Origin of the sequence: Enterococcus sp. 3H8_DIV0648, from assembly GCF_002140655.1 — a bacterium.
GTDB lineage: Bacteria > Bacillota > Bacilli > Lactobacillales > Enterococcaceae > Enterococcus_A > Enterococcus_A hulanensis.
Window position 1 is genome coordinate 2084815 of record NZ_NGLG01000001.1, and the last position, 14562, is coordinate 2099376.

Annotated in this window: 13 protein-coding genes; 4 read left to right on the top strand and 9 right to left on the bottom strand. The window is 40.9% G+C overall.

Going from position 1 to position 14562, the window contains the following annotated elements; genetic code table 11:
* Positions 1-809 precede the first annotated feature (809 nt).
* The 3 genes from A5875_RS09720 to A5875_RS09730 all read left to right on the top strand — a co-directional run bounded on the left by A5875_RS09720 (position 810) and on the right by A5875_RS09730 (position 2325).
* Positions 810-1202: a hypothetical protein gene (locus tag A5875_RS09720; protein ID WP_088933412.1), complete on the top strand. Its 393-nt coding sequence runs from the start codon at positions 810-812 to the stop codon at positions 1200-1202.
* A 36-nt stretch (positions 1203-1238) separates the two neighbouring features.
* Entirely contained in the window at positions 1239-1823 is a 585-nt protein-coding gene (locus tag A5875_RS09725; protein ID WP_088933413.1) for a DUF2922 domain-containing protein, read from the top strand.
* Between the two features lie 271 nt (positions 1824-2094).
* The gene (locus A5875_RS09730; protein WP_088933414.1) at positions 2095-2325 is read left to right on the top strand and encodes a helix-turn-helix domain-containing protein; all 231 of its coding nucleotides are present in this window, start codon (positions 2095-2097) and stop codon (positions 2323-2325) included.
* A 306-nt stretch (positions 2326-2631) separates the two neighbouring features.
* Here A5875_RS09730 and A5875_RS09735 read toward each other — a convergent pair whose 3' ends face one another.
* The gene (locus A5875_RS09735; protein WP_088933415.1) at positions 2632-3210 is read right to left on the bottom strand and encodes a TetR/AcrR family transcriptional regulator; all 579 of its coding nucleotides are present in this window, start codon (positions 3208-3210) and stop codon (positions 2632-2634) included.
* Positions 3211-3354: 144 nt separating this feature from the next.
* Between A5875_RS09735 and A5875_RS09740 the strand changes: the two genes are divergently transcribed.
* Positions 3355-4092, top strand: a complete 738-nt coding sequence (locus tag A5875_RS09740; protein WP_088933416.1) for a PrsW family glutamic-type intramembrane protease — start codon at positions 3355-3357, stop codon at positions 4090-4092.
* Between the two features lie 78 nt (positions 4093-4170).
* Here A5875_RS09740 and A5875_RS09745 read toward each other — a convergent pair whose 3' ends face one another.
* The 8 genes from A5875_RS09745 to tagD all read right to left on the bottom strand — a co-directional run bounded on the left by A5875_RS09745 (position 4171) and on the right by tagD (position 14482).
* Positions 4171-4491, bottom strand: coding sequence for a hypothetical protein (locus tag A5875_RS09745; RefSeq protein WP_242550521.1), 321 nt, complete (start codon positions 4489-4491; stop codon positions 4171-4173).
* A gap of 141 nt (positions 4492-4632) precedes the next feature.
* Positions 4633-5232 (bottom strand): alpha/beta hydrolase, encoded by a 600-nt coding sequence (locus A5875_RS09750; RefSeq protein ID WP_088933418.1) that lies wholly within the window; start codon positions 5230-5232, stop codon positions 4633-4635.
* A 64-nt stretch (positions 5233-5296) separates the two neighbouring features.
* Positions 5297-6115 (bottom strand): class C sortase, encoded by an 819-nt coding sequence (locus tag A5875_RS09755; protein ID WP_088933419.1) that lies wholly within the window; start codon positions 6113-6115, stop codon positions 5297-5299.
* A 60-nt stretch (positions 6116-6175) separates the two neighbouring features.
* A complete protein-coding gene (locus A5875_RS09760; RefSeq protein WP_088934669.1) occupies positions 6176-7786 on the bottom strand; it encodes a SpaH/EbpB family LPXTG-anchored major pilin in 1611 nt (536 codons plus the stop codon).
* The gene (locus A5875_RS09765; protein WP_141108281.1) at positions 7767-12161 is read right to left on the bottom strand and encodes a prealbumin-like fold domain-containing protein; all 4395 of its coding nucleotides are present in this window, start codon (positions 12159-12161) and stop codon (positions 7767-7769) included. The genes A5875_RS09760 and A5875_RS09765 overlap by 20 nt, the downstream gene beginning before the upstream one ends.
* A 536-nt stretch (positions 12162-12697) precedes the next feature.
* Positions 12698-13261: a VanZ family protein gene (locus A5875_RS09775; protein ID WP_088933422.1), complete on the bottom strand. Its 564-nt coding sequence runs from the start codon at positions 13259-13261 to the stop codon at positions 12698-12700.
* Positions 13262-13412: 151 nt separating this feature from the next.
* Positions 13413-13898: an LCP family glycopolymer transferase gene (locus A5875_RS09780; RefSeq protein WP_088933423.1), complete on the bottom strand. Its 486-nt coding sequence runs from the start codon at positions 13896-13898 to the stop codon at positions 13413-13415.
* A 173-nt stretch (positions 13899-14071) separates the two neighbouring features.
* Positions 14072-14482, bottom strand: a complete 411-nt coding sequence (gene tagD, locus A5875_RS09785; protein ID WP_088933424.1) for a glycerol-3-phosphate cytidylyltransferase — start codon at positions 14480-14482, stop codon at positions 14072-14074.
* Positions 14483-14562: the final 80 nt, after the last annotated feature.

The window sequence follows — 14562 nt, forward strand, 5'->3', positions numbered from 1 at the left end:
GGACTTAATCAGTGGAAATGGGTGCTTTTATTTTCATTCTTGTTGTATAAGCAAACTAGCGGCGCATTAGACAATGAATGATAATCGTTTTAGGGAAAGTTTCTTTCGGTAAGTATAAAATACCTTTCGCTGCCTTCCTTCCCTTTTGCCAAACCGTCAATCAAACGTTCACGTCTGAGAATGTTTCGAACTTCGATCGGTGCAATCAATCGTTTTTATCAACAGACTTGCTCGCCCCACCATTATGAAGCCTTGTTATACGATCCAGACGAGGATGACCAGATTGACTGGCTTTAGGTTTAACAAAATGGCTGAATGCTTGAATGATCGAGCGTTCAGCTATTTTTCTAACTTTCTTCGCCTTTTCGGGCGAAACTTTTGATTATACCTCAACATTTCTTGTTTCTCAAATTCCAATTTTGATTTTTAGGTACCAATTTGGCTATTTTTATCGCTGAAACCCGCATTCGACCGTTAAAAAGAGGTCAATTTGGGGGTAAAAATGCCAAATTGGAATTCGCATTCTTTTTTGAAATCGTTTATCTTATAGTCACCGGCCGGAACAAAAGGAAATGTGGTGGAAACCAAATGCTAAAACCAGAGTTATTCAGCAAAGATGGCAATAACCTTTACAACACCACAGAAAGTGCGATGTTCGTGGAAAACAACGAAACGATTCTTTTTTAATCGTTGAACTATTTTGGTGCGGTGAACATCTGCCGCCCTCACTTATATATAAATCCTAGGGTTGATTTATCCCAGAAGACTTGCGCAAGCTTCTGAAACCACTAAAAAAAGGAGAAAATACTATGAACGAACAACCATTTACATCCAAGCAATTATTTAGTTTGAAGAAGAACACCCTTGAAAAACGCATCGACTCGTACTACAGAATCTCTGGTGATGCCGACAGCACCGTGCAATACCTGATGGCACTCAATATCCGCGAACGTCTAGGAGATGGCGAATTTCATTTGATCTTGAAGGAACTGGTGCAGCATCTCTTTTCACAACGAAAAGTCACCAAGATCATCAAGAAATTCTTTTTCTATTTCAAACATTATTTCACTTCAAAAGAATGGAAATACTTAAACTTACGGGTCTTCCCTGTCCGTCAGTACGCCGAAAAAGCGATCAACGCTGTGCGTAATCGTTTGTCTATCAGTAATTTATTTGGCGCTCAAGAGGCGCAAGTTGAATGATTCGATTCCTAAAAAAAGAAAGAAAGGAAGAAAACTATGTACGCTGTAAAAACGATCCAAACCAAAAAATTAGTCTCCACTTTTTATAAAAGCAACGGCAAGAAGCACAACCTAACCGTCAAAAATCCGACAGTCGATAAATCTGCGGAGGAAATCCGCGAAGCTTTGGAATTATTGACGACCTTGGATATTTTTGAAGAAGAAGATGAGGTGAAAACTTTTGCTGAAGTCGATACCTGCAAATACGTCGAAACCACTAAATATATCCAATTCGATCCAGAGCATCCAGTCGAATCCATTGAACTACCAGTTGCACCGAAATCCATTGAAGTCCCTGTTACCAATTATTCAAAACCAAAATACGAGAAATTCGTTGATTTAGCTTGTCCGCCTGTCTTAGAGAAACTAAAATTTGAAGCACTAGAATTACCAGAAGTGGCACCAATCACGAACTCAGAATTAACTAATGACCTATCTGTATCAAAGATGGAATCAGATCCTGAAGAACCTCCGCTTTCACAGGAACCTTCCCAATCACCAAATAAACACGACGGCATTCTAAAACGAAAGCTCTCGCGAATCTGGGGAAGAAAAGGTAAAAACAAAGAGGATTCTTCATAAGGGTTTCCGCTAAGTAATTAAGTGGTACTTTTCAGATTAAATCATCATTTTAGCTTGATTTACAACTTTTCCCCGTTCACGAATTCATCGCTACCGTTCGCGGTTGACTAGAATGGCTTTTTTGATAGAATCGTCTTGTCTAGCGGAAACTAGGCATTGATCAATGTTTAAAGGCAGCCGGTGGTCGGCTGTCTTTTGAGAAAGTGTCGCTGTCAACAATCAGCTATTTTATCTGATTCGGTGTATTTTTTAGAATCGAGGGAATGATACTTTGAGTATTGAAGAAGCCATTTTACTTGATACCTTGCGTTGCAGGCTTAATTTTCTGCGCACGAAAAACGACTACACTAAAAAGGACATAGCCGATAAATTGAACCTTCCATTAGATCAATACGAAATGTATGAAGCAGGAGAATCCTTGCCTAGTATTTTGGAATTGATCGATATTGCCGATCTATATCTTATAACGCTGGATTACCTCGTAGGAAAAACTGAAAATTAATTCATTTATATAGACTATTCTTAGCTTCGCTCACTCGCGAAGCTTTTTTAAGTCTTCATTCATACTTTCTTCATATTTTGGTGTTAAATTTCTACTGTGTCAAAAGGCCGCAGCGCATATGTTTCTCTCATTGACACGGACTTGACGGTTAAAATACTTTTTAGAGTGCAGCGCGCGGCCCGTTGCACTCTTTTTGTGCTTTTCTCCTTTAATTTTTCTTCTATAAAAATTTGGAGTTCCTCTTACGTAAAAAAAACTAAGAGAAATAGAGCCTCCTTGAAATATAAGAAATCCTTTTTTCAAAATTTAGCTTCTAAAAAATTCTGGGAAGGATGCATAAATTTGATTTACAAGATAAGTGATTGTCTCTTCAGAAACAACTAATTCTTCACTGACAGGTGCCGCTATTTTTTGGATCAAATGCATGAACATCCCGCCCACGATAAACTCTAACCTCATTGTATTAAACTCTTCTACCGCAATAGTTTTTGTTTGATAGATAGCATCAATAATTGCAGCAATCATTAATGTTAAATAATTTTCCTCATAACGCAGATTCTCTGGATAGAAGAGTGCCTCATTTGCTTCGTCATTTGAATAACTGATCGTAAAAAAACCACGGACAAAGACTTCTGGTTCAACTAAAAGTTTGCCATAATAAGAATAGTTTTTGACCCTTTCTGAAATAGTCTCCGCTAAGGTCTCTCGATAGAGTGCATAGATATCTTCATAGTGTAAATAAAAAGTTCCTTTGTTGATTTCTGCTTGTTTAGCCAGCTCGATAATCGTTATTTTCGATAATTCCTTTTTATTTATTAAAGAAAGAAATGCTTGCTTTATTCCACGTCTAGTTTTTATTACTCGTAAATCTGTTTGTTTCTCCATTTTTTCCTCCTACTAAATAATCAACCATTTTCTTCATTAGTTGATTAAACTACATTCCCACTTCATTGATTATTGTTTAACCTACAGATGTCGCCTATATTTATAGCACAAACGAAACTCAATGTTAATTAGGAGGAAACAAAATTGTTGCAAACATTATCAGGAATGTTGATTACTAACACACCCGGAATAGCTATTTTATTAGTGCTGCTTAAAGAAGCCCACAGAGAATCTGTTCCAAAAAAAGCGCTAGTCTGGCTGTTACTTATCGGAACCAGCTTGATAATTCCTATAACTTTAGTTCAAACTGGAATAGGTCTGGCTGAAAAAATACCCTTACTTACTGCTCATCCGTTGATCAGTGAACTACTGATGACTATTATTCGCTTGGCATTTGTTGAAGAATTATTCAAATTTTTGGGAACCAAGTTAGTTACTTGGAAAGGCAACTATTTTACTAGTTCGTATCAAGGAATGCTCTTTACTGCGATTGTTGGCCTCTGTTTTGGTTTAATCGAGTCTCTTCTTTTTATTACACTCGTCTCTCAACAAAATACTAGCAATTTTTGGATGACGGTTATGATTCGTTCCTTAATTGGTATGCCAGCTCATGGTGCTTATGGATTGATCATCGGAAAGTTTTATGGACAAGCGAAGTTAGCGGATATTCAGAATAATAAATCGAGGAGAAATAAATTGTTTTGCTTGGCAGTTTTTGTTCCAAGTATCCTTCATGGTTTGTATGATTGGCTGGTTAGCAGTCAAATTGTCACAATTGCCAGCTCCCCAAACTTAATACCAAGCATAATGATTGGGTTGGATATTCTTCTTGTTGTATTTGCATATTATTTGCTTTACCACGAAAAAAAATTGGGTCGTTAATAGACCGACTTTTACGATAAATACCCCAGTTTCCCTATACTTTCCAAAACAAAAAAAGGAAAGATTTTCTCTTTCCTCTTACTTATGATTATCTACATGCATAAAGCCCCAGTTGGTCGGCATGTAATAGCCATCCACTGCCATGTCCTTCAAATCACTGGAGACCAGCTGCCCCGTGATGTAATAAATCCGTTTTGCTTTGCGCTCGGCATCGCCAAGTTTTGCCAATAGACCATTCAAATCGTATTCCGGCATCAAATAATAATGAAAATTGAAGCCCTTTAAGCGCTCATGAGTGATCGCTCCTTCAAAGGTCAATAATTTTTGCAGTTCTTCATCATTGAATGCCAAGTCTGTTGGTGTCAAGGTCAAGCCTTTGTAATCAAATGAGTCTGTCATCACGCCACCCCTTCGACTCATTTTACCATATCTTAGAAAGTTTTCGGAAACTCATTCCGCTTTATTGCTCTTCAAATTTAACAAGATTTTCGCTTGTTGGCGAAAAAGCTGGTTCGTGAAACCAGACAGAAAAGCGAGTCACTACTCTTTCAGCCATTCGCGAGCATTTTGAACCTCGTCCATCGAAACTTGATGACCATAGGCAGTCTCTACTACTGTGACGTCTGCGCTTCGATCACGAAAAGCCGCGACTAATTCTGCAAAGGACGCTTCACTAACGATTGGATCTTGCTTGCCGCCGTAAGATACCCAAACTTTTTTATCTGCTAAATTAAATGATTGGGTATGAACTTCTAATGACATCGGATGGAAAAAGATGCCCTTTGATAAGGTCGTTTCACGTTCCAATAATAGATGAGCTGCGATATTCGCGCCGTTGGAATAACCAACTAAGACCCAATCCTCCAAGGCAATGCCTTTTTCTTCACTGATCGTTTGGATTTCTTCTAATAAATGATCTGTTTCCTTTTCCAAGCTTTCGAAGTCAAATTGACTCAAGCCATTGCGTTTGAAGAAACGATTCATTCCGTCTTCTTCGATTTTTCCGCGAAAAGATAAAATCGTACTGTCCGCATCTAAAATTTTCGCTAAGTCTACTAGCGATGTTTCATCGCCGCCAGTTCCGTGCAGCAAAATAAATTTCTTGCCATTGGGTTTTCCTGCTTGATAAAGATAGTCCATCTTCATACACCTCGCTTACTAATTGTAAGTTAACATGAAGAGGCTATATAAACAACTTTTTTGTTTAGCGGACCGCTTTTCGTTTATTGCGGAAATGGTTCAAGAGGATCAATACCAGCATCACACCGCTAGTAATCAATACTGCCTTTAACAGCAAATAATTTTCTTGTGTCATTTTTTTCTTCTTCGTCGTTTTATGAGGCTGATAGGGTATTCGTTTTCCACGAACTAATAATCGATGAGAATTTACGCCATAAGGGGTGCAGGTCAGTAGTGTCGCGTAATCTTTACCCTTTACGGCCTTCAGTGGTTCGGTGTGATCCGGGTCAATCACCGAAATTTTATCGACTTCATATGCTAGCTTTCGATCTAAGACATGGATATAAAAATGATCCCCTTTTTTCAAATCAGTCAAATCGGTAAACAGCTTGGCATTGGTCAGGCCAGTGTGGGAAGTCAAAACCGTATGGCTGCCCTCACCACCAATCGGTAGCGCGGAACCCTCCGAATGCCCCACTGCTTTGCGCAGGATCGTATCCTTCGTTCCATGATAAATCGGCAGATTCACGTCAATACTGGGAATTTTCAACTGTCCCATCGTTCCCTTGACGTTCAACACTTGGTAATAATTATCCGGCATCACGATTCCCGAGCCGGGCAGAAACGGATCATGAGCAGGCTGACCCAATAGATTCTCGTTATAGATTTGCGCCTGTTGGAAAATTTCCGCGACTTGCTCCGGCGTTAATTTGTCGACCTCTTGTTGATAATTCTCCATCACTTGAGTGGCGTTTTTCTGGTTCAGATAATTGCCGATGAAGGGGTAAGCAATGATCCCCAGCCCAGAAATTGCTAATACGACAATCAAAACGATCCGCTTCATCGCCTACTCCCCTTCCTATGTACAGAAAAAGCCGAGTGCTACTCGGCTTTTCCTCAAACATTAAACAGCTTTTTTCTTTTTGTTCATGGATAGAATAATCGCTAAACCGATCAGAACGATCCCGATCACAACTAGGATCATCGTGCCGATGCCACCAGTTTTTGGTAAGGTGAAGCCTTTTTTGTTGAGGATTTCTTTTGTTACAACGTGGTTAGTATCTTCGTCAGAAAAGGAAACCTTGACTGGATCCTGCAGCAAATTGTACCCGCTAGGTGCTTTGGTTTCTTCAATATAATACTCCATCGCAGTTGTTTCATCTTTGTGCGTTTTCAATCCGGCGAAAGTCGCTAATCCAGTCGAATCATCAGAAGTTACTTCATAAAGTGAATAACCAGCAGGAATTTGAGGATTCTCTTCGTCCTTTACTGCTTTGATTTCATTTGCTGCATTTTTATAGATATAATATTTGTCCAAACTTTCAAGATAATACAGCTTGAAGGTTGCTCCGCCAAGCGGGGCACCATCCTGATCCTGCTTCTTGATGGTGATTTTCCCAGTATTTACTTTGGTTGGAGGGGTCGGCGGTGTCTCTTTTTCACCATCAGGCGTAGTTGTATTTTCATATTCGATAACCGCCGTATTGGTCACTTCATTTTTTTCGACGTCGTTGATTTTGCTGTTGACCTTCGTTTTAAAATCAATGCGGATTTTTACAGCATTGGCATTGTTCGCCAGTTTGGCAATCCCTTCAGGAGTCAGCTCAATAACGATTTTTTCTTTCGCTGTCGGCGGGTTCGCAGCAGTTGCTGTGACCTTAAAATCCACCGGAGCATTCGTTCCGTCCAAGGTCTCAACAATTGACGTTCCATCTGCTTTTGTTCCGAACACTTCTACGCTGTCAGTCACGAAATTCAGTTTTTCATCTAGTTCATCGACAACTCTAAACGTTTTGTAGTCGCTGAAGTCTGTTGGGATATTGGCGGTTACTGACCATTTCACTTCATCTCCCACATTGACTGATGGGACTTCAGGTTTTTTCTCAGGATTCAAGCCTTCATTTTTCGGATAGACATGAACATCTTTTAACCAATCATTGCCACTAGGATTCGTCATTGGAACAGCGACGATAAAAGGCTTCACTTTTGAAGAAATATCCACTTCTTTGCCAGCAACTTTCGGAGTGCCATAAGTAAGATTTTCCTCAACAAAATAGTAGCCTTTTGATAAACCCGTGAATGTTAACTCTCCGGTCGCACTGGTTACGCCATTTCCATCATTCTTATTTTCACCTAAAGTATAAACGTAGGTTGTATTTCCATTACTGACTTCAAGCTTGCCAGCTGCGTTCTTACTATACGTCCAGCCATCTCCGCCTTGTGGCACAGCATGCTGCTCTTTTTTCACAGCATCCGCTGGAGTACCATCGATTGTCTCTAAGTCGCTAATTTTGTAGACATCAAAGCCCACACCGCTAACGGGCGGGTTCGTAATCCCATTCTGCACTGTTCCATCGTTTGCGTTACTTGGATGTGGATTGTCATTATCTACCCAGTATTTATGAATGTGCAAATTTCCAGTATCTGGTGCAGCCGCAAAGCCACTAACTGCTCCTCCCAATGTGGTTGCCAAAATAAACAGCACAGCAATGAACTTACTTACTTTTTTTCTCATCTTCTTTCCCCTTTTCCTGATTTATTTTTCCACCTTTTCGATTCTGAAAAACAAGCACCACAGAACCTAACAATACAATTCCTATTACAGCCAAGAACAATCGCAGATAACCGCCGGCTCGAGGCAAAGCGTTCGTGAGATAGTTTGGCAAATAGTAGTTGCCGTTATCTATGCGAAACGCCGGCGGTGAGGTGCCATCTCGGGCACGAATCTCAGTGATTTTTATTGCTTCTTCAATCTCTTCAACGGTGATTACCCACTCACCTTGAGGCAATTGGTAACCTTCCGCTGTTTTGGTTTCTATTAAAAGATATCGGCCCGGTTCCAATCGTTGCATTTCCACCAAACCACTCAGACTGCTTTTAGCGGTTCGATAAAGTTCTTGCATGTTCCAATACGTATTTTCAGCAGCGGGATCGTGGGGATCTGTTTCCCAAATTCCATCTGGACGCCCTGCGTATAGGCTGAATTCCACGTTTCCCAGCGGATCACGTACTTCATTTTCCTTATGAAAGCGCAGGGTTGGATATTGATAGGCTTTGTTCGTTAAGACAAATTCGTTGAAAGGATTATCCACCGCACCAGGTCGCAGATATGGATAGCTGGGATCACTTCCTGGTTGAACATAGGCTATGTCTCCTATAATAAGCGGCGTGGTCTTATCACTTTCTATTTTGTGTTTTACATAGGCGATCCAATAAGCCTGATCGTCTAGTTGATAGCCATCATAGGTTTTGACTTCTTGAATTGCGTAGGTATTTATCCCTGTGAATACTTCATTAACCTTCGTCAATCTTCCCTGATCATCCGTTTCAAATAAGAATTTCTCTTCTGAAGGATCGGTCACATTGTATTCAGGATTAATCAACGGGGTCCACTTAGTCGTATCTGTCAGGTCTTGATTGGTTTTAGGTCCTTCACCGCCAGTCCAGCCGCCAATGTATTTATAATATTTGAAAGCGACCGACTGCTTTTCATCAGAAGTCATGGCACGTTTAGTCGCAGCATCAGCTTTATAAATCGTCGTAGCCGTTGCTCGCTCATTTTTAATCGCATAATTATATTTCGCTACATAGCGAACGCCTGGCGTATTCGTTCCATAGGCATCCATGTAGCCACTACTCCACAGCACCCAATAAGCTTGACTGGCTGATGGACAATGAAAATCTGAATAGGTACTGGTCTCAACCAATGCATGAGTCCCGCTTGACGGAATATCCTTTTCGCCGATCAACATGCCGTTTTGGTCAGTCGTATAGGTATAGCCTTCCATGATTTGCCAATATCTTTCATCTGATGGAGGATGTTCTTTCGCTTCGCCGCTCTTCAGTCGATATAGCTGAAAGGCCACTTGTTCCTCTAAGAGAGCACCCTCACTATCAAAAGATGGCATCGGCTTACCTAGCATGTCTTCCTTGTAAATCGTCCAGCCCTTTTTCTCATTTTTTATGAAGGGCTCGCCATCAGCTTTTCCGGCGCCTGGATTTTTTGCACCATTTAATCCGATCCCGACTACATCAGATATTTTCGCATCTGTCGTGCCGTTGTCATTTGTTGTATATACGATCCAATAAATGTTTTTAATTACGGAATCTTCATCTGGAAGCTGGTATCCTTGATAGGTCTGTTTTTCCACCAGTGCAAATGTTTGCAAATCCCCTGCTTGATTTGTCAGCTCAATCCGCGAATCACGAATTTTTCCATTCGCATCCGTCGTGATCGTCACAGGCTCGCCAGCGATAACCAAGCGTTTCCACGTTCGATCCTTTTCCTCTTTTCCAGCTTCCTCTTCTGGGTGGGTCGTACGAACACCGGTCCAGTTGGCGTTGTAAACATATACATCAAAAGTAACCGTTTTCTCTGGACCAAGTGGATCGCCTTTATTGTTATAAGACGGCATCGGATTGCCATTCACATCTACTTTGTTGATGGAAAACGGCGAGATCGTCGTATCGATCAGATAGTATAATTTCAACACTAATGAGCCGTCCGACTTCACGACGCCTGTTTTCACTTCCAAGGCATGCTTTGGGATATAACGATACCCGGCAAATGTTCGTTCCTTCGCGGTAACAGCAGCATCCGTCTCCGCCTTGAGCGTTTCCTGATACTTCAAATCAAAGTCGGCCTGTCCACTGGAGCTTTCAGCCTGCTTCTGAACGTAATGAAGAACAGTATAGGTCGGTGCTGAAACATTGGTCACATGACGGATCGGAGCATTGCCCAAATGTGGGAGTGTAAATTCTTCCGAAACGACGGCCTTTGCCGCAGCATCATAATTCGGCGATAAGGTCTTGTCGTAGCCTGCTGGACTTTCCAGCTCAATAAAACGATAGGTGCCATTATCCAGCACCCCTGTCAGAATCCCGCCCTCTAAGCTTTGCTGCTCAATTTTAATATTTCCTTCACTGTCTTTTACCGCCACCGGTACTGTGATGACATCCGTCGTGTATTCCTTTCCGACCATCGTTTGCCAAGTCGTGCCATTAAGCTTCTGCAAACCAAATCTGACACCAGACATCGGGTTTTTCTTTTCGTCAAATTTGAAAAGAATTGCTTCGTTCGACTGTAACTGAATACTGCTATAAGGATTGTTCAGCCAAGTACTAACACTGCGGCTTTGAGGATTGGTTTCATTTACCACTTTTTTACTGTCCTGATAAAAATTCACCGTATTCTTTTTTTCTTCACTGGCCGTTTCCGGCGGATAGCGAACCATCAAGGAGATGTTGAAGATCGGTGCCTGTCCGCCTAAGACATTGCTGTCTCCATACGTCAGCGTGAAATAATCCTCAATCAAAGTTCGATCCGCTGCTGTATAAAAGCCATTCTTAATTAAATAATCCGCAGCCTGTACCGCAAAATCCAAAACCGGAATACTCGTTCCGCTAACCTTTCGACCAGATGACGCATACTTTTGCGAAGTCAGATCGCTTAACTTTTTCAATTTGTTCGCTTCATTATTGCTGCTGGACACATCGCCGAAGCAGACCATCACCGTACTTTTTTGCGAAAGCGCATCATAATAGATGCCGTATTGATAATCCCGCGCCTTTACTCGTGCTTTAAAAGCTTCTTTACTTTCATCATTTTTTTGAGTGATTTTATCAAAGGAGGTAGCCTGCGTAGGCTTCTGTCTCATCCCTGTCCCGTTGCTTGTTCGATATTCCGGACCTTTTCCCCCATCAAATAAAACATAGCTTTCGTAAGCCGGAGCCGAAGAGGTCAGCCCTCCAGCCGATTTTGTGCCATCGTAAGGATTCTTCTCCGTGAAGGGAAACATGATCGGCACCCGTGTCGTCGCCGAGATCATGATCGAGCCCAGCGTAGCTCCCGCATCCAGTTCATCCTCTACATAGATTCCCTGAACATCTGTCGCATGTTCTCCCCAGCCGTATTGTGGATTCTCAGCATCATAATACCAACCGGTTTTTGGATTGACTTTTTCATCAAAAACATCGCCGCCCAGTTCATTTCCAGTCGGAAGATTGACAGGAATCGAGAACTGAATCGAATTTGTTCCCGCGCTCATCGCATTCTTATAGCTGTAAGCGTTGGCCGGCGAGACCTCTCTAGCATTGAAATAAATCTGCTGCGTCAGTCCGCCAAAGGCCACCTTTTGAATCCCGGCCTTCACCGTGTAATTTTTCAACGCCTGATCGCCAATATTAAAATTCGTTCCTGAAATCGTCGAGGCCGTCAAATGACTAACGCCACTGGTAAACTGGATGCGAACTTGTTGTGTCGTGTAATTATGCTCTGGGCTGGCTTCAATAAACCATTCACCGATCTTTACACTGACACCTTCGATCGTAGCCATGATCGGTGTCGCACTCACCGAACTATTCACATGCCAATGACCATTCGCATCCGATTGATCATCCAGCGTCCCTTCATTTTGCGGGATCAGCAAAGTAAAATAGTCCCCAGGCTGAACAGGATTCTCAGCAGTATTGGCAATTTGCCAATTGAACTTCAACGTATAAGCCTTATCAGAGATTGCGGGGTTACTTGTCGTCAGCTTTTCATTCCCCGCATCATAAATGCCCCATTCCGTAACCTGCACTCGATTGGTCAATGCTATCTTCGGTGCAATCTGTTCCTTCTTTATACTTGTTTCCGATTCTTCAGTAACTGATTCTTTTATGGAGGCAGCAGTTGAGACAGTCGCCTCTTCCTGAAATGGTGTCCCCGACTTGCTATTTATTTCATTTAACGTATCCGTTGTTTTCAAACTTTGATTGGTTGAAGAAGTTAGCGTCTCTTGAGCCTTCGATTCGCCCGCAAATAATATCGGAAATAGGATGGCTAATATTATCATGGCTACTGTAAGCAACCCGATTAATTTCTCAATAGCACTTCTTTTTCTCCTCAATGCAACTCACCTATCCTCCCTCTTTTTCACCAAAAAAGAAAAACAACAGCAACTAAGTTATAAACCTAATAATATATCACAAAAGATAAATCAAGTTATTATATTAACGTTTCTATATATCATATTTTACTATCTTATTATTAACATTTCAAATATTTATCGTGATAAACCGAATAAATCGATTAAAATAGAATTATATTTAAATCCACAATTGAAGAATGCTGATAAAAATATTTTCCTAAAAAAACATTTTTGCTTGCTGATCCTGATAAATGTTTCTATTTGAATCCCATATCAGTATCGTCCATACTGAGCAAAATTCTTACTCGTTGAAAAAATCGTATGCCGGCAAACTCGCGTCAACAATGATTAAATAAATAGACTTATCATAACGCCCAATTGAAATCGTTCAACAAAACAAACAAAAAAATTGATCAATAATCCAAACTTTCTGGACATCGATCAAGCTCCAGCCAACAAAAAAAGCAGCTAGGAGTCTTCTCCTAACTGCTGTGATCCACACTATTAAACTATAGCTACGCCATCCGTCTCTTAATCAATCCGCAAAGCAGGTACCCAATAACACACCCAGCAAAATTCGTAAAAATATCCCAAATATCGAAAGTCCCTAGGTAAAACACATATTGGATCGTCTCGATCCCAATAATCGAGATCAAAGCAATTACTGCCGCCTCCACTTTTCCAGCCCGCAAGCCATACAAAACTCCCAGCGGAATGAAATAACCAGTATTCAAAATCAACTCAATGATCTGCTGACTATTATTCAAATAAAGCTCAAAAGGATTCAAATTAAACGAATGATACGCCCGCGCCTTCGTGAATAGCATAATGAACAACAATAAGAAATAGCAGCTATAAAACAGATACAGATAGACATTCCAAAACTTCCGCTGCTCCCACTGCCAATAAAACAACCACAAGCCCAAGAAGATAAAGACCCACAACGCCTCATCCGTATACTCAAACCGCTGCGTCATCGCATCCAAACGCGGATAATTCTGCAACGTCGGCAGGACCAAATAATAAACCATCCCATAGCTCAGTATAAAAGAAACAATTCCCGCAATGATTTTCCTCATTCGATCCCCTCCTTAGTTTCACGACCGCGCAAACACGTGGTCTTTATAGCAAATAATTATAACGAAACATCTCAAAAGGTTCATTAAAAAGACTGCTTCCCAAGAAAAGCTTAAAGAAAGACCAGAAGCCACGCTCCTGGTCAGGAAAAAATTATTTAAGTTGAGCCTTCAATTCCTCTTGGACGCGCTTCAGCTCACTCGGATCAATACGTTGATAAGATACACCATCCTGCATGAAGCCCTCACCCTTCAGCTGATCAGATTTGATATTGCCAAATGCTGTGCGATAGTCTCCCATCAAACTTCGCATATCCGAAAAACTCAGATCCGTCTTTACGTTCTCGCCCATCGTCTTCAAGATCGATCGATAATTCGTCAACCCTTTGGTACTCAATACCTGCTTGGCAATACCAGCAATGATTTGCCGTTGCCGCTCCTGCCGGCCATAATCCCCATTCGGATCATCATAACGCATCCGAGAATACTTCAAAGCATCCTCACCATTCAACTCTTGTTTCCCTTTTGGAAGATTCTTCCCATCATATGTATATTCAAACGTATTGTTGACCTCAATTCCGTCAAACGCATCGACTAACGTTTCAATCTTTGCATGTGTGTCTCGAGGTAAACTAACCATTCGATGTCGGAATCACTATCATCTTACTCGATCGTTCCTTCTCCGTGCGCCTGTGTCTATGCCTTAAAGCAAAATGATAAACGGCTCCTAAGCAGATTCGTTTGTTGCTTTATCCATTCCGATCCACAGTCTCATAGGCATAATATCATTCGCTTTGGAATTTATATCTAAGCCTAATCATTCTTTTCTATTGCCTTTAAATCTTCCTTAATTTGTGTTGAAGAAACTTCAGGTGTACGAGATAAATAGACAACTTCTGCATTAGTTTTTTCAGCAACAAAATCAAATTTGCCAGCCCAATCATCTCCCATAACAAATGTATCGACATGATACTCTTCAATGTCTGGAACTTTTTGCTCCCATCCATTTTCAGGTATGACCAAATCAACATACCGAATAGCTTCTAAAAGTTGCTTTCTCTTTTCATAAGAAAAATAACACTTTTTTTGTTTTTCATTCCAATTGAACTCATCAGTTGATAGAGCAACTATTAAATAGTCACCGTATTCTTTTGCACGACGCAATAAATTTATATGACCATAATGAAGCAAATCATATGTTCCGTAAGTAATTACTCGTTTCAATTTTTTTCCCTCCTAAACAACGATATTTTCTTAATCTAATCGATTTTTACCTGACCTAAATAAAGAAAAAATCGTATTCC

Bases quoted from the DNA above. Each gene is read 5' to 3' on its own strand.
- A5875_RS09720 (WP_088933412.1), top strand. From the start codon at position 810: ATGAACGAACAACCATTTACATCCAAGCAATTATTTAGTTTGAAGAAG.
- A5875_RS09725 (WP_088933413.1), top strand. From the start codon at position 1,239: ATGTACGCTGTAAAAACGATCCAAACCAAAAAATTAGTCTCCACTTTT.
- A5875_RS09735 (WP_088933415.1), bottom strand. From the start codon at position 3,210: ATGGAGAAACAAACAGATTTACGAGTAATAAAAACTAGACGTGGAATA.
- A5875_RS09745 (WP_242550521.1), bottom strand. From the start codon at position 4,491: ATGACAGACTCATTTGATTACAAAGGCTTGACCTTGACACCAACAGAC.
- A5875_RS09750 (WP_088933418.1), bottom strand. From the start codon at position 5,232: ATGGACTATCTTTATCAAGCAGGAAAACCCAATGGCAAGAAATTTATT.
- A5875_RS09755 (WP_088933419.1), bottom strand. From the start codon at position 6,115: ATGAAGCGGATCGTTTTGATTGTCGTATTAGCAATTTCTGGGCTGGGG.
- A5875_RS09760 (WP_088934669.1), bottom strand. From the start codon at position 7,786: ATGAGAAAAAAAGTAAGTAAGTTCATTGCTGTGCTGTTTATTTTGGCA.
- A5875_RS09775 (WP_088933422.1), bottom strand. From the start codon at position 13,261: ATGAGGAAAATCATTGCGGGAATTGTTTCTTTTATACTGAGCTATGGG.
- A5875_RS09780 (WP_088933423.1), bottom strand. From the start codon at position 13,898: ATGGTTAGTTTACCTCGAGACACACATGCAAAGATTGAAACGTTAGTC.